The sequence below is a fragment of the Sphingobacterium sp. UME9 genome (assembly GCF_014170215.1).
GTDB lineage: Bacteria > Bacteroidota > Bacteroidia > Sphingobacteriales > Sphingobacteriaceae > Sphingobacterium > Sphingobacterium paramultivorum.
The window spans coordinates 78,686-101,361 of the sequence record NZ_LZZP01000001.1 but is presented as its reverse complement, the minus strand read 5'-3'; the positions used below and the strand labels follow the sequence as shown (position 1 = coordinate 101,361).

General features: G+C 38.2%; 18 protein-coding genes and 1 other RNA gene. 11 read left to right on the top strand and 8 right to left on the bottom strand.

The features are described 5' to 3' along the window. Positions 1-2: 2 nt before the first annotated feature. Positions 3-509 (bottom strand): BON domain-containing protein, encoded by a 507-nt coding sequence (locus tag A9970_RS00440; protein ID WP_088160876.1) that lies wholly within the window; start codon positions 507-509, stop codon positions 3-5. Positions 510-742: 233 nt separating this feature from the next. On the opposite strand from A9970_RS00440, the gene A9970_RS00435 reads away from it, so the two are divergent. Together A9970_RS00435 and A9970_RS00430 are read left to right on the top strand one after the other, a co-directional pair. Beyond that, positions 743-1,846: a DUF695 domain-containing protein gene (locus A9970_RS00435; protein WP_182980929.1), complete on the top strand. Its 1,104-nt coding sequence runs from the start codon at positions 743-745 to the stop codon at positions 1,844-1,846. Positions 1,847-1,907: 61 nt separating this feature from the next. After that, on the top strand, positions 1,908-2,531 hold the full coding sequence (locus A9970_RS00430) for a murein L,D-transpeptidase catalytic domain-containing protein (RefSeq protein WP_159729022.1): 624 nt from the start codon (positions 1,908-1,910) through the stop codon (positions 2,529-2,531). A 36-nt stretch (positions 2,532-2,567) separates the two neighbouring features. Here A9970_RS00430 and A9970_RS00425 read toward each other — a convergent pair whose 3' ends face one another. Continuing rightward, on the bottom strand, positions 2,568-4,070 hold the full coding sequence (locus A9970_RS00425; protein ID WP_182980928.1) for a hypothetical protein: 1,503 nt from the start codon (positions 4,068-4,070) through the stop codon (positions 2,568-2,570). Between the two features lie 142 nt (positions 4,071-4,212). Between A9970_RS00425 and yiaA the strand changes: the two genes are divergently transcribed. Beyond that, a complete protein-coding gene (yiaA, locus tag A9970_RS00420; RefSeq protein ID WP_046675653.1) occupies positions 4,213-4,680 on the top strand; it encodes an inner membrane protein YiaA in 468 nt (155 codons plus the stop codon). A gap of 99 nt (positions 4,681-4,779) precedes the next feature. Here the strand turns inward: yiaA and A9970_RS00415 are convergent, their stop codons facing one another. Together A9970_RS00415 and A9970_RS00410 are read right to left on the bottom strand one after the other, a co-directional pair. Next, a complete protein-coding gene (locus A9970_RS00415; protein WP_182980927.1) occupies positions 4,780-6,525 on the bottom strand; it encodes an ATP-binding protein in 1,746 nt (581 codons plus the stop codon). Then, entirely contained in the window at positions 6,522-7,859 is a 1,338-nt protein-coding gene (locus tag A9970_RS00410) for a sigma-54 dependent transcriptional regulator (protein WP_182980926.1), read from the bottom strand. The genes A9970_RS00415 and A9970_RS00410 overlap by 4 nt, the downstream gene beginning before the upstream one ends. A gap of 228 nt (positions 7,860-8,087) precedes the next feature. On the opposite strand from A9970_RS00410, the gene A9970_RS00405 reads away from it, so the two are divergent. The 3 genes from A9970_RS00405 to A9970_RS00395 all read left to right on the top strand — a co-directional run bounded on the left by A9970_RS00405 (position 8,088) and on the right by A9970_RS00395 (position 12,345). Continuing rightward, positions 8,088-9,683 carry an ABC-F family ATP-binding cassette domain-containing protein gene (locus A9970_RS00405; RefSeq protein WP_182980925.1) on the top strand — a complete coding sequence of 532 codons (1,596 nt, stop codon included), beginning with the start codon at positions 8,088-8,090 and terminating at the stop codon, positions 9,681-9,683. A 288-nt stretch (positions 9,684-9,971) separates the two neighbouring features. Then, positions 9,972-11,708: a GMC family oxidoreductase gene (locus A9970_RS00400; protein ID WP_120334875.1), complete on the top strand. Its 1,737-nt coding sequence runs from the start codon at positions 9,972-9,974 to the stop codon at positions 11,706-11,708. Between the two features lie 4 nt (positions 11,709-11,712). Further along, a complete protein-coding gene (locus A9970_RS00395; protein WP_182980924.1) occupies positions 11,713-12,345 on the top strand; it encodes a gluconate 2-dehydrogenase subunit 3 family protein in 633 nt (210 codons plus the stop codon). A gap of 54 nt (positions 12,346-12,399) precedes the next feature. Here A9970_RS00395 and A9970_RS00390 read toward each other — a convergent pair whose 3' ends face one another. Together A9970_RS00390 and A9970_RS00385 are read right to left on the bottom strand one after the other, a co-directional pair. After that, on the bottom strand, positions 12,400-13,299 hold the full coding sequence (locus A9970_RS00390; RefSeq protein WP_153846156.1) for an OmpA family protein: 900 nt from the start codon (positions 13,297-13,299) through the stop codon (positions 12,400-12,402). A 103-nt stretch (positions 13,300-13,402) separates the two neighbouring features. Continuing rightward, positions 13,403-13,927 (bottom strand): hypothetical protein, encoded by a 525-nt coding sequence (locus tag A9970_RS00385; protein WP_120334876.1) that lies wholly within the window; start codon positions 13,925-13,927, stop codon positions 13,403-13,405. A 478-nt stretch (positions 13,928-14,405) separates the two neighbouring features. On the opposite strand from A9970_RS00385, the gene A9970_RS00380 reads away from it, so the two are divergent. The 4 genes from A9970_RS00380 to A9970_RS00365 all read left to right on the top strand — a co-directional run bounded on the left by A9970_RS00380 (position 14,406) and on the right by A9970_RS00365 (position 19,462). Next, positions 14,406-14,780, top strand: coding sequence for a hypothetical protein (locus A9970_RS00380; RefSeq protein ID WP_153846155.1), 375 nt, complete (start codon positions 14,406-14,408; stop codon positions 14,778-14,780). A 65-nt stretch (positions 14,781-14,845) separates the two neighbouring features. Beyond that, positions 14,846-16,819, top strand: a complete 1,974-nt coding sequence (locus A9970_RS00375) for a transglutaminase domain-containing protein (RefSeq protein ID WP_182980923.1) — start codon at positions 14,846-14,848, stop codon at positions 16,817-16,819. Then, positions 16,816-18,717, top strand: coding sequence for a DUF3857 domain-containing protein (locus A9970_RS00370; protein ID WP_182980922.1), 1,902 nt, complete (start codon positions 16,816-16,818; stop codon positions 18,715-18,717). The genes A9970_RS00375 and A9970_RS00370 overlap by 4 nt, the downstream gene beginning before the upstream one ends. A gap of 28 nt (positions 18,718-18,745) precedes the next feature. Next, positions 18,746-19,462 (top strand): HAD family phosphatase, encoded by a 717-nt coding sequence (locus tag A9970_RS00365; protein WP_259655300.1) that lies wholly within the window; start codon positions 18,746-18,748, stop codon positions 19,460-19,462. A 163-nt stretch (positions 19,463-19,625) separates the two neighbouring features. Here A9970_RS00365 and A9970_RS00360 read toward each other — a convergent pair whose 3' ends face one another. Continuing rightward, a complete protein-coding gene (locus tag A9970_RS00360) occupies positions 19,626-21,017 on the bottom strand; it encodes a sigma-54 dependent transcriptional regulator (RefSeq protein ID WP_153846152.1) in 1,392 nt (463 codons plus the stop codon). Positions 21,018-21,084: 67 nt separating this feature from the next. Then, positions 21,085-21,464: RNase P RNA component class A (gene rnpB, locus A9970_RS00355), an RNA gene on the bottom strand. A 152-nt stretch (positions 21,465-21,616) separates the two neighbouring features. On the opposite strand from rnpB, the gene A9970_RS00350 reads away from it, so the two are divergent. Beyond that, a complete protein-coding gene (locus tag A9970_RS00350) occupies positions 21,617-22,669 on the top strand; it encodes a YafY family protein (RefSeq protein ID WP_182980921.1) in 1,053 nt (350 codons plus the stop codon). Positions 22,670-22,676 lie beyond the last annotated feature (7 nt).

Genomic DNA, 22,676 nt, shown 5'->3' with positions numbered 1-22,676 from the left:
TTTTATTTTTTGACAACAATACCGCTTAGATCCACTTTCTTGGGATTTAAGTTATCCAAACCTTGTTTTAAGGTAATTATCTTAGGTTGCTCCAAAGTACCTGTAACAGCGATCACACCATCCTTTACACTTGCCTGTACCGTAGGAAAATCCTTCATAAACGTATTCACTGCTGCTCCAAGCACCGCATCATTATTGGATACCTCAATAGGAGCTGGAGTCGACGACACTGGGGCGCTAACGATAATATTGTTTTGAATAGACTTGATGTCCTTATCGCCTGCTGTTTTAGCAATAGACTCCACTTGTTGCTTTTCTTCTTCGGAAGCAACCGTACCACTTAAGATAACTTCCCCTTTTTTAACGTCGACGTCCACGGTTTTACGACCGGTAAGTGCATTTTCGATCTTTTCTTCCAACTTCTCGTCAGATAAACCTGATTTGCAAGCCGTAAAGGAAAGCACAACTGTAGTTGCCAATAGACAAAATGTTAATTTGCTAAATTTCATAAGACCAATTTTAATTTATAATTCAACAATAATCCTAACAAACTCCATACGCAATTGTTTGTCCAATTATTTTTAAACTTAAATTCCCTTGCCGGATTATAATTATATAATTAAATTTAGGAGCAGAGGTATTCATGATTATTTCATTCAGATCATTTTCTCCTCTGTTGTTATAAAAAACACTTTAAGAAACAGATACGCACTTTGATGATTCAATCAAACAGCTATTAATTATGGGATTTTTGAACAATATTTTTGGTAAAAAAGAAAATAAAAAGGACAGTATAGCGGATTTTTGGGATTGGTTTACAAAAAACGAACACGCATTTTTTCAAATCGTCAAGAATGGAGAACAAATTGATCAGAATTTTTTCAGCAAACTTTCGCCGAAGATCGATGCTCTTCGCAAGGAACTGTATTTCTTAACGGGAATGTACGATGATGACACCGCAGAACTTGTAGTTACCCCAGATGGTGTCATCAAAAACGTTGCGTTCGTAGAACATCTGATCGCGTCTGCTCCAGCATTAGCGCGTTGGAAATTTACTGCATTAAAACCCGCTATTGCGGATATGGAAAAATTCAAAATCACGATGTATGGATTCACTTTTGACATCAAGGATATGTTTTTTTACCCCATTCAACATAGATACCATCCGGATGAAGTCGATATTGTTATTGTTCACCCCGATTTTACGGAAGAGAACAAAGCCAATATTTCCCATGGGATAGAAATATTTCTCGACAATTACATTGGTGAATTGAACTCGATCATAGCCATAGACAACTTGAATGTAACCTCAAAAGAACTCGCAACAGAAGAGCTGATTCCTCTACTTAAATTAAAAGACTATTTGATCTGGCGAGAAAAGGAATTTGTGGAAAAATATACCGACGTTAGACACCGGACCGCAGATGACACATACACTGCTTTTGAAGGCATCCTGGAGAACGACTTACCTATCTTTGCTATCGTAAATACAACGTTGTTAGACTGGGATGGAAAATCTTCTCACCCTTGGATAGTTACATTAAAGATTAGCTATGACGGAACAGCAACCAATGGCATGCCCGATCAGGAGAACTACGACTTAATGGATAAATTTGAAGAAGAATTAATGGACAGTCTTCCAAATGATATTGGATTTCTTAATATCGGCAGAGAAACTGCCGATAACCTCAGGGAAATTTACTTGGCTTGTACAGAATTTCGAAAAGCCTCACGAACGATTGATCGATTAATCGAAGAATACAGGGACAATCTTCAAATTGATTATAGCATCTACAAAGATAAATACTGGAAAACCTTCGAACGATTTTATAAACAAATAGAATAGGTCTCTCGAACAGCAGACATAAGATTCAATAAAAGTACCTTATAAAATATGCTTTATTTACATGAATAAAATCATTCTTTTGGTTATTATCCTTGGAATTGGCCTTATCACATACAAAACCATTCAAAAAAACACGCTTTTAGCCGTTGTTGATAAGGAAGAAAATACTCCTTCAGACGCCTTTCGCTATACGATGGCAATAAAGAACGTAAAAAAACGCATCATAAACAACAAAAAGTATAATAGTGACATATCCTTTCTCTTGGATATGAAAAGACCCTCGGGAAGAAATCGTTTTTTTGTCGTAGATCTAAAAACAGATCGGATTCAAGATCAAGGGCTAGTGGCGCATGGATCCGGATCCGAAACCGGAAAAAAGAATCTTTTGCAATTTAGCAATACAGATAACTCTCATGCGACATCGCTAGGTAGTTATGCTATCGGCAGCTCGTATAACGGTAAATTTGGAAAAGCATATAAATTATATGGCTTAGATAGCTCCAATAGCAATGCATATGCTAGAAACATCGTTCTACACAAATATGACCGCATGCCTTACGATGAACAAGTAGATCCAGTATGTCTCAGTGAAGGCTGTCCTATGGTAAACGTCGAATTCTACAAAAGACTACAGAACCTGATTGACTCTTCAAAGAAACAAATCGTCTTACATATTTATTATTGATCACCTTCATTATTGATCACCGGCTATCTTCTTTGATCACCAGCTATTTTCTTTGATCAAGTTCAATAAAACCTGATACGGACTTTGAGATACAATAAGAGCTTTCAACCAAGCAATAAATCCCATAACAAATAAATCCTTATTTTCTTTGTCTTCCGCCATAGCCTGAACAGCTGCCCGAAAGGACTTCCCTTGAATAACTGCTGGATTTAAAAGATATTTCTCTATCAATTTGGCAAAATCAATCACTCTGTTTTCCTTGACATTCAGCAAGTATTTTTTATACCTACCGACAAAGCTTTTTAATTTCAAGGTTGCCAAATCGATGTGATCGAATTGAATATGGATCAGAATTTCGAGCAGACTCTTCCGAATCGTCCACAACATGCCCATTTTCTTCTCGTACCAAGCATCTGTTCGAATCAACTGTCGAAGCTCAATCAATGCTGTTTTATCTTCAAATTGCGTTAAAAACATTATCAAACACAACTGTAGATCTGCAAGATCAACCTCATTTGATTTTGGTGCGGCTTGTTTAATCCCCGCCCTCAACACGGAAAGACCTTTTATTCCATCGCCGAGGTAATGGAAATTCAATGCCATCAACAAATGGCACCGTAACTGAAACTGGGCTCGAAAAACCGCGTTTCCATGAGATAAAACTTCATTCAAGCGTTCTAAATACACGATGCTCTCGTTAAAGAATCCATTCCTCAAATTAAAATTGGCCAGATAATACAAAATATGAAGATAGTAAAATAGCTGATGCGCCGATTGTTCATCATACTTCATCAAAAAATTGTCTGCTGTTTTTAAAAAAGAACGAACCAGTGTATAGTTTTGATGTATTGCGGCATACTCATTTGCAATATACAAAAGTTGATAGAGTGATTTAAATGATAAGAGATCATCCAAAGAAATACTGTATTTACTCAGCACACTCAAAATCAACTTATTGATATCAATTATTTTTGCTTTCAAATGAATATCCTGCAATGCTGAACGCAACAGCGCATAAGCAATCTGAAATTTTGCTTCTTGCTGCAACTTTTGCTGATTTTCGGTAAAACGATCGATAAGCAATTCTAAATTGACATTCAAATCTAAATGTGCATATTGTAGTCTGATTTGCAAGATTTCGTTCAGCAAACTAAACTGCTCCAGAACAAGAGCCTTGTCCTCAGCCCGTTGAAGGCATTTGAATCCAATCTTAATGAACTGACTTTCCAATAGAAAACGACCCACAACAAATAATCTCAACGCTTCGTGGGCTTCACTGTTTTCTCGTTCAAAAACCTTATTTGAAAGGAAAAACAAAAGACTATCATGAAGCCTTTTCCTCAATGCGTGATAAGCATCCCGGTTTTTACTGGGATCATATAACTTTTTTAGCTTATTTATATCATCAGTTTCTATAATCTCAAGTAACTTGATATTTTTCACATCATTTCGCTTATTCTTTTGTTTCAAAAAGGTTTTAAAATCCCTAATATCATCCTTATTCAATAATAATAGTAGATCCGATATCGCGTCCGCCATAGCTTAAATTTAGAATTAAACAAATATATTAAACAATATTATATCGTCAGTATTCTTATAAATTCAAGTTTTAAAATAATTAGTTCCTATCGATATTTGAATCATAAAAACAACAACAAATTAAAACTAAAACAAGAAAATTATGGAACCGCTAAAAAACATGATTGAAGAAAAAAAGGCTGAAAGAAATTTAGACAAAAGAAATCCATTTAAACCAACAGGAGCATTTATCGGGGCCTCATGGACCGCATTATTGGTTGGTACCGTTGGCTATTGTGTAGGCTTATGGAATGCAACAATGGCATTAAATGAAAAAGGGTATTATTTTACAATTTTACTATTTGCGCTATTTGCGGTTATCTCCGTTCAAAAAAGTGTAAGAGATAAAGCAGAAGGACTAGCTGTTACCGAATTGTACTATGGTTTAAGCTGGTTTGCAACAATTGCCGCCGTCGTGCTATTAACTGTAGGACTATGGAACGCGGATCTGCTGTTAAGTGAAAAAGGATTCTATGCAATGTCCTTCTCGTTGAGTATTTTTTCAGCTATCGCAGTACAAAAAAATACACGTGATGCAAAACTTATCGATGACAATGAAATAAAACTTTAGCGGGTGCCGATCCTACAGCCTCTGCATAGCAAGCTGCAGGATCTTTCAATCTCTCGTAAAGCAAAAAAGGAAGAGCTTTTCATTGAGCTCTTCCTTTTTTTAAGTGGATTGTTTAAGCGGTGCAATAGGAAGGTAAACGAAAAATACACTTCCAGTTCCAAAAACACTTTGCACATCAATCTCTCCCCCCATGCTTTCTATAAATTCCTTGCTTATGCTTAAACCCAAGCCCGTTCCTTCCTTTGTACCCCCCGGAACACGGAAATACCGATCAAAAATCTTCGCTAAATATTGTACCGGGATTCCTTGTCCCTGATCTTCAACACGCAAAAGCACCCTGGCCCCCATTCTTTTGACAGCAAGACAAATCGCCCCCCCTTCATCGGAATAACGAATTGCATTGGACAGTAGATTCGTCAATACCCATGCGGTCTTCTCGTTATCAATAAAAACCATCGGCAGTTCCTCTTCCAGGTCAACCTGTAGTCGAATTTTCTTTTGGTCAAGCATTGAACGATTGGCTAAAAGGGCATAATCTATAATCGGTCCGATTGTCGCCGGATTCAGCTTCATCTGAATGGTACCGCTCTCCACTTGTGCAATATCCAAAAGTTCCCCCGTAATTTTCAGAAGCCGCTCTGTATCATCAGCAATTCCTTCAAGCAAGTCTTTTTGTTCTTCATTTAACTCCCCAATCCGCTTATTCTCGAGCAATTGGATCCCCATACGTATTGATGCGATTGGTGTCTTCAGTTCATGAGATACCGTTCCAATAAAATTTGTTTTTGCGACATCACGTTCCTTAAAACTTGTCACATTCCTCAACAAAATAAATTGTCCAATAAACTGCGAACTCTCCTCTCCCGTTGGTACAACATTGATGTCAATGACCTCCAGTTCAAAGTAGTTATCTTTTCCATAGGCAAAGATCTGAACCAAACCCAGATGCTCGGATTGCTGGTTTAAAGCGTTGATCCTATCGAGAAGCTTACGAATCAAATCATTGGAAGATGCTATTTCCGCTAATTTTTGCCCTTCAAATTCTGCGTGTTTTAACCCCGAGAGCAAACAAGCGGGTTCATTTGCAAAAAGCACTCTTTTTTCCTCATCTATCCCTATAACGGCATCATGCATATTATCAATAAGCGCTTCAATTCTCTTTTTATGCTGCAAGATCTTACCCAATTTACTTTCCGTATATTCCTCGAGTTTTTGAGCCATTGTATTGAACGATTGCGCCACTTCTCCAAATTCATCCTTTCGCTTAAAATGAAGTCTCCTTTTATAGTTCCCAGCAGCAATCTGTTTAATACTATCGGTTAATTGTACAATTGGGCCAGCAATGGCCAGGGGGAGATTGACAAGCAATACAAACGCAATCATAAAACAGATCGCACCTACAATGGAGATCGCCAAAATAGCTTTTTCGGCTGTTGCATTGGCGATGTTATTTTTATTTTCAATTGCCTGCATATTAAGATACATTAGCTGGAATATATCTTTGTGTAAGTCAGCAGCAATTGTAGAATCTTTCAGCTGTTTCGTTAAACTCAAAAAGTGATGATCTACACGTTCGGTCACCGCTCGTTCTCCAGGCTCAGTTACATTGCGCTTTTGGAGGCTTAAATTATGTTCAAATAGCGCAATGCTCTTCCCATTCGTATGAAGATCTTCCAAGGCCAACAGCATATTTCTGGAATAATGCAACGTATTATAATTGTCGACTAAAATATTATTGGTATCTTTTTTTAATCGATAAACATAATACCCACTCACTATTGCAAGCAGTAAGATCATAAAAAATAAAAATCCTACCCCAAATGTCAGCTTTGCTTTAAGTTTCATTGGATTTTATATTCTTCAATTTTTCGATACAAGGTAGCTATGCCAATTTCTAACAATCGAGCAGCTTCAGCTTTATTTCCATTCGTATGTTTCAATACACGTTGTATATGTTGCCTCTCCATATTGGACATTGAAAAGTTTGATAAGACGCTTGCCCCTTCTCTATAGTCACGTTCACCGAAAGGAAGGCCCTCAACACCTAATATGCCGCCCTCGCTCAAAATCACACTGCGCTCAATCACATTTTTCAGTTCACGGATATTTCCCCGCCATAGGTTACTTTCCAATGCCTGCACAAACTCAGGGGTCATCCGCAAGGGTTTCAAGTTGGATTTTAAAGCAAAGATATCAGCGTAGTATTGTGCCAAAGTTGCTATATCTTCAATGCGCTCACGCAGTGGTGGCAATTCAATCGTGAAAACGGACAACCTATAAAATAGATCACTCCTGAAATGGTCAGATGCAATTTCGGTTTCGAGATTTCTGTTGGTCGCGGCTATGATGCGTACGTCCACTTTCGTTGGTTTGGAGTCACCTACTTTTAAAAACTCGCCCGTTTCCAAAACACGGAGAATTTTGGCCTGAAGTTCCACAGCCATCTCCCCGACTTCATCCAGAAAAATAGTCCCCAAATGTGCTTCTTCAAATAAACCCCGCTGATCTTTAGTAGCACCGGTAAAGGCACCGGATTTATGACCAAACAGCTCGTTTTCCAGCAGATCTTTTGTAAATGCGGCACAGTTAATGGCCACAAAACTACGCGCTCTCCTGGAACTCGCCTGATGGATTGCCTGTGCAAAAACCTCCTTACCGGTACCAGTCTCGCCTGTGAGCAAGACCGTTGTATTTGTAACAGCAACTTTTTGTGCCATGCCAATGGCAGCCTTTATTGCACTAGATTTTCCAATAATCTTATCGAAAGAAAGTCTATCTCCTAATCGCTTTTCTAACTGTTGTACCCTTCTTGCCAATGCAACCTTTTCACTGGCTTTATAAAGTAGGGGTATAATGCGATTATTGTCATCTCCTTTGGTAATATATTCAAAAGCACCATTTTTTATCGCCCGAACACCGTCCGGTATATTCCCGTATGCTGTCAATAGAATAATCTCTACAATTGGATACCGCTCTTTAATTAATTTGGCCGTTTCTACCCCATTACCGTCAGGTAGTTTGACATCACAAAGTACAACGTCCACGTCACTGACTTCAAGCTTTTTCAACCCCGATTTAATATCAGCAGCTTCAATCACATCAAAACCTTCCAGGCTAATAATTTTGGCCATCAATTTCCGAAGTTTCTCTTCGTCATCTATAAGGAGAACTCTATTCACAATATTCGTTTTTTCAAAAGTACAATTTGTCCGAAGCAAATAGTAGAAAAATAAACAATTTGACTATTCCTCAAAAACTTTCCCGTCATCAAAATAAAAAGGCTATATTTGCTTCTCTCAACATCCTTAAAACTGCATGTAAGATTAAAATTCTTTAGAACGAAATAAATACCATCCATTGACAATACCTGTCCAAATGGTCTTTTCTAACATTTAAAGAATTTCAACATGCTTTCATTACAACAACTTTCTTATATACATCCGAATAAAGATTTATTGTTTGGGAACATAAATCTACACATCAATGCGCAAGAGAAAATAGCGCTCATCGGCCACAATGGTGTCGGTAAATCAACTTTATTGCGACTGATTGCCAAAGAACTATTGCCTTCCAGTGGCAGCGTACAAGTCAGTACCAGCACCTATTATGTCCCTCAAGTTGTGGGACAATTTGAGGATAATACAGTCGCCGAAGCACTTGGCATTGCCAAAAAATTAAATGCACTCCACGCCATATTAGCTGGCGATGCGTCTGAAGAAAATTTCAATAGACTTCAAGATGATTGGACCTTGGAGGAACGCTGCCAAGAAGCTTTCGAGCAATGGGATCTGCACGATATCCAGTTGACACAGAAGATGTCGTCCCTTAGTGGTGGACAAAAAACAAAAGTCTTATTGGCCGGAATTCACATTCACCGATCCGAACTTATTCTTCTTGATGAACCCAGCAACCATTTGGATATGGATAGCAAAACGCTACTATACGATTGGATTCAATCAAGCAAAAACACAGTGATTATTGTCAGCCACGATAGAACCCTGCTTAATTTACTGGATGACATGGCCGAAATGACCCCAATGGGCATTAAGCGGTATGGGGGGAATTATGCCTTTTACGAAACTCAAAAAGAGACCGAGCGCCATGCGTTACAACAAGATATCCACCACAAGGAAAGGGCGATCAAAATTGCAAAGGAGAAAGAAAGAGAAACAATCGAACGCCAAAATAGATTAAACAACCGCGGTCAAAAAAAACAGGAAAAGGCAGGTGTGGCGCGCATCATGATGAATACACTGCGCAACAATGCTGAAAAGAGTACCGCCAAGATAAAAAATGTGCATCAGGACAAAATTGGAGATATCAAATCCGATCTACAGGAACTCCGAGGTTCACAATCTGCACTGGATGAGATTAAAATAGATTTAGGAAACAGTACCTTTCCAACCGGAAAGAGTATGGTCAAAGTCGAAAATGTCAATTTCAAGTATGACTCACAAGGACTCTGGCCAGCTAATATCAACTTTCAATTATTCAGCGGAGATCGTATCGCACTACAAGGACAGAATGGATCTGGTAAAACGACATTGGTCAGACTTCTACTCGGCCAATTGACACCTGTACAAGGAAAAATTGAACGCCAATCATTTCGTTCGATCTATTTAGATCAAACATACTCCATTTTGTCTTCGCATCTAAGTATTTACGAGCAGGCCCAGCAATTCAATAGCGACGCGCTACCTGAACATGAGATCAAAATTAGGCTCAATCGGTTCTTATTTGGAAAAGACGATTGGGATAAACCCTGCCAACTATTGAGTGGTGGTGAAAAAATGCGTCTGATATTATGTTGCCTCACCATTCAGCAACAGTCTCCAGATTTAATTATTCTTGATGAACCAACAAACAATTTAGATCTTCAAAATATCCGGATTCTAACCCGAGCGATTCAGCTTTATAAAGGTACGCTACTCGTCATTTCACATGATGAGGTCTTTCTACAGGAAATCCATATCAACAAAGTCATCAAACTAAAAGACCTGTAAATCACAACTGCGTTTATTTCGTTGCAACGGAATAAACGCAGTTGTGAATGACTGCACTACCTAAAATTTCAATAAAACACGGTATCTTTTGTAACAATCCCATATTCTTTATTTAAAATCTGCTAAATCGATAAATTAAATTAAAAAAAACGAATTTTTATCGATATATTCACGATGATTTTAAACATGAAACAATAACCATTAAATTAATTGAACCTTCTCATTTACATATTAAGCCTTAGGGCAGATGTATCGCACAGGCCTCTCAATTAATTACTTCATTTAATTATGTCAGATTATCAAATTAAAGAAAATCCCGAATTATTTGACGCCATCGTAGTTGGTTCAGGCGCAGGTGGTGGTATGGCAGGTTATATACTTGCACATGCGGGGCTTAAAGTATTGATGCTGGAAGCAGGTCCTTTTTATGACCCAGCAAAAGATTCGTTACAACTACGCTGGCCTTGGGAATCCCCAAGAAGAGGTGCCGGCACCACAAGACCATTCGGGGATTTTGACGCCGCCTTCGGTGGCTGGCAAATCGAAGGTGAACCCTACAGCAAGGTAGCGGGAACTGAATTTGAATGGTTTAGAGCACGTATGCTGGGCGGCAGAACCAACCACTGGGGTCGAATTTCATTACGTATGGGACCTGACGATTTCAAGCCAAAGGATGGAGTAACAGACGAATGGCCTATCACTTATGAAGAAGTTAAGCCATTTTATGACCGTGTAGATCGAATGATCGGAATATATGGCACGGCAGAAGGTATTCATAACGAACCCGATGGTATTTTTATGAAACCACCTAAGCCACGCTTAAACGAATTATATATTGCAAAAGGTGCCAAAAAAGCTGGAGTTCCAGTGATTCCCGGAAGAGGAGCCGTGCTAACCGAAGTATCAAAAGATATTAAAGATCGAGGTACCTGTTTCTACTGTGGCCAATGTGGTCGTGCATGTAAAGTTTATGGAGACTTTTCTTCTTCATCTTGTCTGGTTATTCCAGCGATGAAAACGGGTAACCTAAAGGTGATAGACAATGCAATGGTAAGAGAAGTCATTACAAATGATGAAGGAATTGCAGTTGGTGTTTCTTATGTAAACACCAAGGATTTGCAAGAATATACCGTTAAGGGAAAAACCGTTATTTTGGGTGCTAGCGCCTGTGAAAGCGCGCGGATCATGTTAAATTCCAAATCAAAATCGCATCCTGGGGGTGTTGGTAATAGCAGCGGTTTAGTCGGAAAATATCTCCACGATTCTACAGGGGCCAGTTTATCGGGCTTTTTACCACAACTACTTGACAGGAAGCGTTATAATGAGGATGGCGTTGGAAGTGTCCATATTTATTCACCATGGTGGGAAGATAATGCCAAGTTGAATTTCCCAAGAGGTTACCACATCGAATATGGTGGTGGTTTACATATGCCCTCTTATGGATTTTTGAATTGGGTACCGAAAGTAAATGACCTTGCGAAAAATTCGGATGGGAAGTCAAAAGCCAAAGGCGGTTATGGTACCGCATTAAAAGAAGATTTCCGTAGCTATTATGGTGCAAATGTAGGTATGGCAGGCCGGGGAACGGCATTGGCAAGAAAAGACAATTACTGTGAAATTGACCCCGATAAAGTCGACAAATTCGGAATTCCTGTGCTACGTTTCAACTACAAATGGGCTAATGAAGAAATAGCACAAGCCAAACATATGCAAGAGACATTTCAGTCTATTATGCACGAAATGGGCGCTGTAATTACTTCTAAAATACCAGGAGCAGATACATTGTATGGACTGGAAGCTCCCGGAAAAATTATTCATGAAGGTGGTACCACAAGAATGGGAAATGACCCTAAAACCTCCGTTTTGAACAAATGGGGACAAGCGCACGATTGTAAAAATCTCTACGTCGTAGATGCGGGACCATTTGTACAACAAGGTGACAAAAATCTGACCTGGACAATACTCGCTTTATCAATGCGGACAGCAGAATATATACTTCAAGAAAAGAAAAAATTAAACGGTTAAAAGCATGAATAGAAGAGAATCTTTAAGAGCATTAGGATTAATTGCAGCTGGATCTGGTCTTTTAACCGCAGCTTGCAATTCAAAAGATGCTAAAAATGCAGTAGCAGACAATAGCAAAAAATTACCTGGAGTCCAAGATTTTGAATACGAACGTACGGAACAATTATACGCCGAAAAGTTTTTTGACGAACATGAAATGGCTACAATCACTGTTTTGGCTGATATTATTATTCCTAAGGATAACATTTCAGGAAGCGCTTCGGAAGCGGGAGTACCCGATTTTATCGAATTTATCGTAAAAGATTTGCCTGATAATAAAATCCCTATGCGCGGCGGACTTCGTTGGCTGGACCTCCAATCCAAAAAGCGTTACGGAACAGTATTTATCAAATGCAGTGCAAAAGATCAACTTGCATTGGTGGATGATATTGCCTACCCTGATTTGGCAAAACCGGAAATGAAACAAGGTGCTGCCTTCTTTTCATTGATGCGCAACCTGACTTCTTCAGGATTTTACACGAGTGAAATAGGTGTAAAAGATATTGGCTATGCCGGAAATAAACCCGGAGTCTGGAATGGTGTACCAGATGATGTGTTGAAAGAGCATGGTTTTGATCCAAGTAAATTCTTTGGATAATAAAAAAATCCTTTCCGAAAACGGAAAGGATTTTTTTATTTACCTCATTAAAATCTATTGTGCCGATGGTACTTCGGTAGCTTCCGGAGCTTTATCAATCAACTCCATAAATTGATCCAATTTAGGGGTGATAATAATCTGCGTTCTTCTATTCCGTTGCTTACCTAGCGCGGTCGTATTATCTGCAATTGGATTATATTCTCCCCTACCGCCTGCAGTTAAGCGTTTAGGATCCACACCATATTTATTTTGTAAAGCCTGTACCACAGAAGAGGCTCTCAGGGTACTTAAATCCCAGTTATTCCGAATATTAGGTTTAGAAATTGGATCGGTATCGGTATTACCTTCAATCAATACTTCATAATCTCTGTAATCCTGGATAATTTTCGCAATTTTACTTAATGTCTGATCAGCTCTATCGTTAATTTCATAGCTACCGGATTTGTAAAGCATATTATCAGCAAGTGAGATATAAACTACCCCTTTTAATACCTGTACATCAACTTCCTGCAATTCCTCACGGCTAAGCGATCTCGTCAAATTATTGGTCAATACCAGATTCAAGGAATCGGATTTGTTTTTCGTCTCAACAAGATGCTTAATATATTTATTTGAAGCGTTAATTTCATCAACCAACTTGGAAATATTAATATTTCCCTGTGAATTCTGATTAATACTGTTATCTAGCGATTTCTGCAAAGCAGCATAAGCCGATCGGAGATCCGTATTATTTTGTCGTTCGGAGGCCAACTGATCTTCTAAACTCTTGATCCGTGTCCGACCCTCAGCCAATTGAAGCTGTCCATCCTGATATTGTTTGGTCAATTGACTGTGCTCCGTTTGTAATTTACTATAGTCGGACTGTAAACCAGCATATTGCTTTTTGCTGACACCACATCCGATAACAAACAAACTGGCCGTTAATACAGTCATTGGAAAAACTAAATTCTTCATGATATACTCTTTTTGTAGATGTTGAATTAATTCATACAGCAAGATACGCAATATTCTAGCCAAAATACCCCACAGTCTTGTCAAATTAACAACCTTTAACGTCCTATTGGGCTAGCTCCTTCAGCTCTGTAGCGCTAAATACTTGCCCACCTTTAAGATAGGGATTTGCGCCTTTGAGATAATTATAAATAATTGATTTAGCCTCTTCATTGGGTAATTTATAAAGATTTTTAACAAGGAAATTTTTATCCTCAAGGATATTATTGTTATATCCCAAAAAAGAAGGCGCATGCACCTGTACGCTCCAACGTATAAACCGTGCTTCAATATGATTTGGATTTTCCTTAATCACTTCTTCCAAATGCTTTTTGCCCTCTTTGAACTGCCCAACTTTCTTAAAAGGATTGCCTATATGTTTCGCTAAAAGTATTTGATAAGCGGCCAGATATACTTTCTCGGTCGGTGATTTGGCACCTTCCGTCAGCACCTCTAAATTATGTTCACACAGATCCTCATCCTTCACGGCCTCCGCATATTCTTTTCGAATTTTATCAATATTCACCTGTTGGCCAAGCCCAACTTTTGTTAAAGTAAATAGAGCAATTGTCAATACTATTCGTGTTATCATAATTATAAATCAGGCTATTTCAACAATTTCATTTTCCGACTTAAATTACTAAAAAAATCGAATTCAACTATTAATTTTCAATTATCATACCACAAAGCCAAAAATTCATGTCATCGTATCGCCACAGCTAGCTTTAAATAAGAGAAAAGTCTTCATTCAAGCATATTTTTAAAGCAATTTTGCGGCATGAAACTAATTTTAGCAACAAGCCCAGTATGGTTAAAAGTGATTTTGTCGATTCTATTTGGCGTTATATTAGGTTGCTTCTTAGGAGAGATTGTTTTCACCTTATTACAAGCCTAAGTTATTCATCATGATTGACATCTCGTCCTTTACCTGAGGATCTGGTGAATTTTATACCGACAGATAATCCGCTTATTACAGCTCCTTTGAGTAGGCCAATAAGTTTCATTATCCTTGCCAAAAATCAAATTATTTTTGCTATATTGGTTATACCAATATAAATTTAAAGCGAGCTATGGAGACAAAAGCAGAGTATCAGATTTGGGACACTATTGTGAATAGCGCAAAAACTAAATTCGATTATAAGCATATTCGTGCTATGTTCAAAAAGGAAGATGACGAAATAACCGATAAGTTTCTATTCCATATCATTGCAGGATTTGCCTGTGGTGAAAATCATCAGACCATTTCAACCAATCTTTTCAATGAATTACAGAGCATCAATTTTGAATGTAATGAAGAACAGATCGATAGGTTTATTGCTGATAAGCACGTAAAATTCAGTCCGGAAATCTACGCCACCTATCTTGCATTCTCTATGCTGGAAGATGGTGAAGATATCGATAACATCACCGAAATTATTAATAATCTTTTGCAACTAGACAAATAATTATTCTGAAGTATCGTTTAATTTTGGCTAAAAACTTATATTCGTGAATTATTACACCTATAGTTATGCGCCAGTTTTTAACGCTATTTTTAATATTTTCTATTTATACAAATAGTATAGCCCAAACTTTTGACTTTGGTAAGGTTTCTATTTCGGATTTCTCGAAAACAGACCTGGATAGTAATGCCAATGCTATTGTGCTCAATGAGTTTGGACGGAGTTCTGTTTTTGTTGATGATTATGATAATCGTATAAAACTTCAACATGAATACCATGTACTTATCCGGATCAATAACAAAGAGGGGTTTAAAAAAGCTAATTTTGAAATTCCCTCGTATAAACGCGGAAGTTACATACGTGACTATTTTGACGAACTAAAGGCTGTTACATATAACTTAGAAAATGGCAGGATCGAGAAAACGGAGCTTGAAAACAAGAAAGTTTTCAGGGAAAATTACTCGCCCTATCTGGACCTTAATAAATTCACCCTTCCGAATATTAAAGAAGGATCTATTATTGAAGTGTCCTATCGGACGCTAGAGCAGGATTTATTTAATTTCAAGACATGGGAATTTCAAGATGATATTCCCAAAATACAAAGCCAATATATCGCTATTATTCCTGCTTCTTTCGCCTACAATGTAGTTTTACGTGGTCCTTACAAACTTGCCGATCAAAAAGCCGAAGCATTGAAAGAATATATTTTCCTGGATGGACTGCGAATGGATTGTTCAAAATTGACCTATACAATGAAGAACATTCCGGCATTTGTTGAAGAGGACTACATGACTTCGCCAACCAATTTCAAATCTGCTATCTATTATGAGCTTGAATCAATCTTTTATCCGAGTACAGGTAGCAAGAAGACATTTAGCAAAACCTGGAAAGACGTAGATACGGACCTAATGAATGAAAAGGCTTTTGGTGGCCAATTAAAAAAAACAGACTTATTCAAAGCCAGTTTAGCAACAATTGTTTCTCCTACTGACACCAAATTAGAAAAAGCAAAGAAGATATATAACTATATCAACAAACAAATAAAATGGAATAACTATTTAGGCAAATATGCAGAATCTGGCATTGAAAAAGCATTGGAAAAACGAACTGGCAATATTGGCGACATCAATTTAGCGCTAGTAACCGCGCTATTAACTGCAGATCTGGAGGCCTACCCTATTATTCTTTCAACGCGACGAAACGGAACTCCCAATGCCTTATTTCCCGTATTATCTGACTTCGACTATGTCATCGCCTGCGTAAATATAGATGGTGTAAAATATAAACTAGATGCCTCCAATTCATACTTACCTTTTGGAGAACTACCTTTACAATGTTTAAATGAACGAGGAAGAATTATCTACTCCAAAAAGAGCTCGGATTGGTTTCCGCTTACGGTAGAAGAATCTTCCGATGTGAGCTACGTATTGGAGGGAGCCTTAGATGAACAATCTAAAATTAAGGGAAAACTGACCATAAGTAGCAGGGGTAACAAAGCCTTCTTAAAGCGCCAACATATCGCCAAATTCAATTCTTTGGAGGAATACTGGGAAAAACTGGACGAAGAAATGCCCAACGTAACTTTAACAAAATCAAGTATCCAAAACCTTGAAGAAATTGATCAGCTATTGATAGAGGAATTTGATGTCATCGTAGATGTCTCCAAACAGATGGGACAAGACATATTATTGCTAGCGCCCAATGTTATTGACAGGATTTCCTACAATCCATTTAAAGCACAGGAAAGAACTTATCCAGTCGATATGGGTTTTAAATCCAAAACATTGTACTCCGTTAAATTGACCATTCCTGATCATTATGAAATTGCTGAGAAGCCTCAGAATGCATCATTAGCACTCCCGGAGTCAACTGCAAAATATAGATATGTAACGCAGGTCAATGGCAATCAACTTGAAATACTACAAAGCCTTGCGTTTAACAAAACTATATTTTCAGTCGATGAATATTTTTCACTCAAAGAATTGTATTCACGTATTATTCAACAACAAAAGCTAGACATAAAATTAATCGGTAAAAAATGAAAATCGTATTCATCAACTTACTATACTTCCTGCTTCCGATCCTCGCAATTGGACAAGATAACTACGACGTCGCCAATATTCCAAGTGCATTAAAGAGCAGAGCAGTAGCAACTGTACGCAATGATAAAACTGTGGTAGAAATGAAATCGCCCGAACAGGTCATCACAACCATAACCTGTGCTATCACAGTTTACAATAAAAATGGGGACCGCTATGCTTCACTTCCGGTCTATTATAATAAATCTAGCGAAATTAAGAGCCTTAAGGGAGCCATCTATAATGAAATGGGGATATTGCAAAAGAAAATTGCAACGAAAGATTTCAAAGATATTAGCGCTGTGGACAACAGTACGATGTTTGCCGATTCTCGGGTAAAATTATATGTACCTGACTATCATAGCTATCCCTATACCGTCGAATACCAATACGAAGTTAGAAGTAAACAAAACTTGATCATTCCATCTTGGACTCCTGAGGTCTCAAGTAATGTATCCGTAGAGAAAAGCAGCTTTCAATTTATTGCACCAATTGGCACTGAATGCCGAATTGAAACAACGAACTATAAAGGAAGTATCAAAGAAGAGAAAAATGACAAGACTGAAAGTAAGACATGGAATACTGGACAGATCGCTGCAAAAAAGGATGAATCTTATAGCCCCAATCCTAACCTGAAAAGAATAAATGTACTCATCGTTCCCAAAAATTTTATTTATTATGGTAAGACTGGAAATTTCGGGGATTGGAAAGAATTTGGCCAATGGGTATCCAATAGCCTATTGAACAAAAAAGAAGATTTGACGGAAGCGTCTAAACAAAAATTTATAGCATTAACAAAAGACGCAAGCTCAGATAAAGACAAAGCAAAGATTCTATACAATTATTTACAAAAAAACACACGTTACATCAGTATTCAAATCGGCATTGGAGGCTTAGAACCATTTCCGGCTTCTGAGGTTGACCGCTTGGGCTACGGTGACTGTAAAGCACTGGCGAATTACATGCGAAGCATGTTGTCGGCGGTCAATATCCCTTCCTATTACTGTATTGTCGAAGCAGGCAGACGCAAAGAAAGTTTTCACAAAACCTTTGCAAATGCCCAGGACGGAAATCACGTCATTTTATGTATTCCATTCAAAAATGATACGACCTGGCTGGAATGTACGAGCCAAAACCTTCCATTTGGTTTTCTTAGCGACTTTACCGACGATAGAGATGTCGTTGCTTGCACCGAAAATGGCGGAGTTATCATGCATACGCCGAAATATATTAACTCAACCAATCTTCAACTGCGCTATGCCGACCTAAAACTTTCGGAAGACGGAAGCATCCAGGGCACCTTAAATACCAAGTTCTATGGAGCCCAATATGAGAACCATATGGACGTGCTTTTAGCCAGCAATAATGATAAGAATAAACTTCTCACGGAATATTATAATATAGACAATATCAATTTCAATCAGGTAAACTATATTGAACATAAGGAGGAAAATCCATTTATTGAGGAGAACCTGAATATTTTTATCAAAAACTACGCTGTGAAAAATGGTAATAAACTTTTGATCCAGCCTAATTTATTCAATACACATTCCAATATTGCAGAAAGTAGAAATAGAACGGAAGATATTTTCATTGAAAGGGGTTACGCTGATATCGATAGCATTAGCATCGCCCTCCCAGAAAATATGCTCAAAAATATAACTCCTGAAAAGAAAATTATTAATAAACCATTTGGAAAGTATGAATTTAGGTCAGAAATAAAGGACAATAAACTATTCACCTACAGAAAATTGGAACTTTTTGAAGGCAGCTATCCTGCCAATGATTATGAAGACTTTTTCCAATTTCATAATGACGTAAGTAATTGCGACAAAGGGCGCTTTAATCTCAGCTTTCTCTAGTCGGAAGAAAATATTTACCAGAATATGAATGAGTAAAATCGATCAAACAAGGCAATTATTGTATATTAGCTCAATGACAGAATACGCAGCGATATTTGACATGGACGGTGTCATAAGCCACACCAACCCTTTCCATGCGGAAGCTTTTAGAGCTTTTTTTAAAAACCACAATGTACAACAGGCTACAGAAGAGGAATTTGAGCAGCATATGTATGGTAAGCATAATAGTTACATTATGCAGCATTTCTTTCAGCGTCCGATATCCCCTGAGGAACTGCGAACGCTTGAATTTGAAAAAGAGCAGCTTTTTAGAGTTATCTATAAAGAACACGTTGCCCCTATTAAGGGCTTAATTGAATTTCTCACGGAATTAAAAAATAACGGTTTTAAGCTTGCTGTGGCGACATCTGCTCCCCGAGAGAATATGGACTTAATTTTGGATGAATTGAACATACGTCATTTATTCTCTTCCACGCTAAGCAGCGAAGATGTAAAACTACATAAGCCACATCCTGAGGTTTACCTAAAATCTGCAGAGAATCTGCAAATTCCTGTTGACCGCTGTATTGTTTTTGAAGATTCTTTTTCTGGTATTACCGCGGCGAAAAATGCTGAAATGAAAGTTGTCGCCGTACTTTCAACCCATAAAAAAGAAGAATTACCTGCAAGTAATGATTATATAAATAATTATACAGAAATATCAGTTGCCAATATAAAAGCAATTTTAAAAACACAAGAATTATAACCCGGTTGAGGGGTTGACGACACTTAGTCCGATAACTTCGGATGTCTCCTCTCTACCGATAAAAAAAAAGAGATTCCATAAGGAATCTCTTTTTTTTTATCGCTTTGTCCGAGTGAACTGCAATTTTCGCTCACAGCTGCTAGACTGAAATTTCACTAAACGGTTAATCTCTTTTTAGACCAAACTTCTCTATTTTACTATACAGGTGACTACGTTGAATATCTAAATCATCGGCCGTCTTGGAGACATTCCAGTTATTTTTTTCCAATTTATATTTTATAAATTCTTTTTCCGCATGATCTTTATAATCTTGAAACGAATCAAAGGAGTCCATATCTAATCCGTAATTCGTTGCACTTTTTTCATGAGCTATACCATTCACTGGCTCGCGGGAAGGGTTCGCAAAGGCAACAACATCTTTATCGGTAATCGACCTGTCGCTCAAAATAATTAAACGTTCAATCATATTGCGCAATTCCCGAATATTACCTGTCCAAGGAAGATGACTCAATTCCCGCATTGCAGCAGTAGTAATTTCCTTTACAGGTATCCCGTATTCCATACAGATCTCTTCACAGAAGTTTGTGGACAATAGAGGAATGTCATCGACACGATCAGTTAACGCTGGCACATGGATCAATATGACAGATAGACGGTGATACAAGTCCATTCTGAAATTACCATCTTCTATCTCTTTCAATAAATCCTTATTGGTCGCAGCTACTACCCTGACATTGACGTCAATTTCTTTGTCGCCCCCCACTCGCGTGATTTTATGTTCCTGTAATGCCCTTAGCACTTTAGCTTGCGCGGATAGACTCATATCTCCGATCTCATCCAAGAACAATGTTCCACCACTAGCTTGTTCAAACTTCCCGATACGTTGTTTAATAGCCGACGTGAAGGATCCTTTTTCATGCCCGAATAATTCTGATTCGATTAATTCAGAAGGTATTGCGGCACAGTTCACTTCGATCAATGGGCCTTGTCCACGATTTGACTTTTCATGTAACCAGCGTGCAACCAATTCCTTTCCCGAGCCATTCGCCCCGGTAATCAATACACGGGCTTCTGTTGGTGCAACCCGGTCAATTGTTTCCTTAATACGTTTGATGGCCCCCGATTCACCTAGTATATCTTTTGTTTTCGAGCTGCTAACTTTTCGTTTCAGGACCTTGGTTTCTGTGACTAGGGAACTTTTATCCAGTGCATTACGAACCGTGATCAATAGTCTATTCAGGTCCAGCGGTTTTTCTAAAAAGTCAAATGCTCCTTTTTTCGCTGCTTCAACAGCTGTTTCAATCGTACCATGTCCAGAGATCATAATAAAAGGGATATCCGGGCTGCTTTGGTGTGCTTCCGCCAAAACTTCCATCCCATCCATCGTATTCATCTTGATGTCACAAAGAACAAGATCTATTTTTTCCTTTTTTAAAATATCTAATCCATCCCGGCCATTGTCGACATCTAAAATCGTATAATCTTCATATTCCAAGATATCACGCAACGAACTTCTGATGGCGCGCTCATCATCAATGATTAAAATTGTACTCATAAATCGAGAGTTATGCTATTTTTTCAATTACGGGAATCAATATAAGATTTTTTTGGCAATTAGCGAAAAAGAAGCAAACCTTGTAAGCCGGGTTCTGTAGACCACCGAAGTGGAATTTCTATCATTTATCTAGATTTGCCATCGCTGACAAACTCAATCAACCTACCCATTACGAATTCCAATAAATTGAAAGAAGACGAGCAGCCTTCGAATTTCGCAACCTATTTGGTCTTTCAACACACGAGGTTTACCGTAATATATGTCACCATACAAGACCGTAAGCTCTTACCTTACGTTTTCACCCTTACTCCGAAAAGCGGTATATTTTCTGTGGCACTTTCTGTCTACTATTTTCATAGCAGCCTTCCCGTTAGGAAGCGTGTTGCTCTATGTTGCCCGGACTTTCCTCTCCTCTCAAAAAAGAGCAGCGATAGAACCAGTTTGCTTCTGCGCAAAAGTAGCTATTTTACTCGGATAAACCCGAATTTCTTTTCAATTTCGAAAAGACTATTCATTTTGCTTCACAGGCACAAAAATCTGCGCAATCACCTTGCGTAGATAAAGAAAGTTTTTGTATTTTCAATCTATCAAAAAAAAGCATGGCACTCAATAAACTAGCTCTTATACGTTATAAAACGATTGACCATTGTCTTCGTTTAAGACATCGGAAATGGACCTTGGAAGATCTTATGGAAAAGGTTTCCGATGCACTCTATGAATTTGAAGGAATCAAAAATGGGATAAGTAAACGCACCATACAAGGTGATATTCAACTCATGCGTAGCAATAAGCTCGGCTACAATGCGCCTATTGTCGTCTTGCACCGCAAATTCTACACCTATGAAGATCCCAACTATAGCATTAGCAATTCACCGATTTCTGTCGGTGACATGCAAAAAATGAAGGAGGCTGTAGAGGTACTTAAGCATGTGAGCGGTTTCTCCAGCTTTGATGAAATGAGCGATATCGTCGCACGACTTGAAGATAGCATCCATACAAAAAAGGACAATTCGCCGTCTATTATACAAATGGAAAGCAACAATCTGCTAAAAGGCCTTTCTTTTATCAGCCCACTGCATCAAGCCATTCGCGACAAAACACCACTCCTGATCAGCTACCAATCGTTCAAAGCAACACAACAACAGGATCTTGTTTTCTCACCCTATCTCCTAAAAGAATATCGTAATCGATGGTTTCTAATTGGTCACCATAAAAAAAGTGAAGGATTGATGACACTAGCGCTTGATCGGATCAATGCCATCGAGGAAATGGGCAAAAATTCATACAAGGAATATACAGGCGTCGATTTCGAACGTTACTTTTCGGATACCATAGGCGTAACGAAGACACAAAAGGACCGCGGACACCGGGTGATATTGCAAATCAATGCAAAAAATGCACCTTATGTAGCAACAAAACCCTTACATGCGTCACAGCAGATTTTAGACAAAAAGGAGGATGGTTCAATCTTAATTCGTATTGATGTTGTACTTAACTTTGAACTGGAAAGAGAAATTTTAGGTTTTGGCGAATCCATTAAAGTACTCTCCCCAAGAAATTTACAAACGAGAATAAAACAGCGCTTGGCTGCTGCCACACAACTCTATGCTGAGAAATCTGTCGATAAAACGTCAAATTCACAAAATGAATAATATTTCT

What these genes read in the sequence shown, in the direction of transcription:
- A9970_RS00440 (WP_088160876.1), bottom strand. Translation starts at nt 509, where the DNA reads ATGAAATTTAGCAAATTAACATTTTGTCTATTGGCAACTACAGTTGTG.
- A9970_RS00435 (WP_182980929.1), top strand. Translation starts at nt 743, where the DNA reads ATGGGATTTTTGAACAATATTTTTGGTAAAAAAGAAAATAAAAAGGAC.
- A9970_RS00430 (WP_159729022.1), top strand. Translation starts at nt 1,908, where the DNA reads ATGAATAAAATCATTCTTTTGGTTATTATCCTTGGAATTGGCCTTATC.
- A9970_RS00425 (WP_182980928.1), bottom strand. Translation starts at nt 4,070, where the DNA reads ATGGCGGACGCGATATCGGATCTACTATTATTATTGAATAAGGATGAT.
- yiaA (WP_046675653.1), top strand. Translation starts at nt 4,213, where the DNA reads ATGGAACCGCTAAAAAACATGATTGAAGAAAAAAAGGCTGAAAGAAAT.
- A9970_RS00415 (WP_182980927.1), bottom strand. Translation starts at nt 6,525, where the DNA reads ATGAAACTTAAAGCAAAGCTGACATTTGGGGTAGGATTTTTATTTTTT.
- A9970_RS00405 (WP_182980925.1), top strand. Translation starts at nt 8,088, where the DNA reads ATGCTTTCATTACAACAACTTTCTTATATACATCCGAATAAAGATTTA.
- A9970_RS00400 (WP_120334875.1), top strand. Translation starts at nt 9,972, where the DNA reads ATGTCAGATTATCAAATTAAAGAAAATCCCGAATTATTTGACGCCATC.
- A9970_RS00395 (WP_182980924.1), top strand. Translation starts at nt 11,713, where the DNA reads ATGAATAGAAGAGAATCTTTAAGAGCATTAGGATTAATTGCAGCTGGA.
- A9970_RS00390 (WP_153846156.1), bottom strand. Translation starts at nt 13,299, where the DNA reads ATGAAGAATTTAGTTTTTCCAATGACTGTATTAACGGCCAGTTTGTTT.
- A9970_RS00385 (WP_120334876.1), bottom strand. Translation starts at nt 13,927, where the DNA reads ATGATAACACGAATAGTATTGACAATTGCTCTATTTACTTTAACAAAA.
- A9970_RS00380 (WP_153846155.1), top strand. Translation starts at nt 14,406, where the DNA reads ATGGAGACAAAAGCAGAGTATCAGATTTGGGACACTATTGTGAATAGC.
- A9970_RS00375 (WP_182980923.1), top strand. Translation starts at nt 14,846, where the DNA reads ATGCGCCAGTTTTTAACGCTATTTTTAATATTTTCTATTTATACAAAT.
- A9970_RS00370 (WP_182980922.1), top strand. Translation starts at nt 16,816, where the DNA reads ATGAAAATCGTATTCATCAACTTACTATACTTCCTGCTTCCGATCCTC.
- A9970_RS00365 (WP_259655300.1), top strand. Translation starts at nt 18,746, where the DNA reads ATGAGTAAAATCGATCAAACAAGGCAATTATTGTATATTAGCTCAATG.
- A9970_RS00360 (WP_153846152.1), bottom strand. Translation starts at nt 21,017, where the DNA reads ATGAGTACAATTTTAATCATTGATGATGAGCGCGCCATCAGAAGTTCG.
- A9970_RS00350 (WP_182980921.1), top strand. Translation starts at nt 21,617, where the DNA reads ATGGCACTCAATAAACTAGCTCTTATACGTTATAAAACGATTGACCAT.